Here is a 293-nt window from a genome sequence, read left to right on the forward strand (position 1 = left end):
GTGGCTGCCGTACTATGTGGTCATCTTGTCAAACCTGAGGGAGAGCCTCTCGGTTTCATTGAAAATTCAAGCGTTCCAAATGATCTTCAAGCTTGGTGTTATCAATGTGAGGCTGTTTTTGAGGAAGAGGACGGCATGACAGAAAGATTCAGAGAGTTTAATCAAATGTCAGTCGTATGTGTTAACTGTTACGAACAAGCAGCACAGTATCACAATGTAGATTGAGGTTCGTAACCTAACAAGCTGTTTAAAATGGACGCCTTACTGCTTGGCTGGCGCTCATTCTTCGCTAA

General features: G+C 43.3%; 1 protein-coding gene. It reads left to right on the top strand.

Going from position 1 to position 293, the window contains the following annotated elements:
- A partial coding sequence (locus CWC28_RS22285; protein WP_212746803.1) for a hypothetical protein occupies positions 1-225 on the top strand: 225 nt, incomplete at its 5' end.
- Positions 226-293 lie beyond the last annotated feature (68 nt).

Origin of the sequence: Pseudoalteromonas sp. S4492, from assembly GCF_005886115.1 — a bacterium.
Classification (GTDB): Bacteria; Pseudomonadota; Gammaproteobacteria; order Enterobacterales; family Alteromonadaceae; genus Pseudoalteromonas; species Pseudoalteromonas gelatinilytica.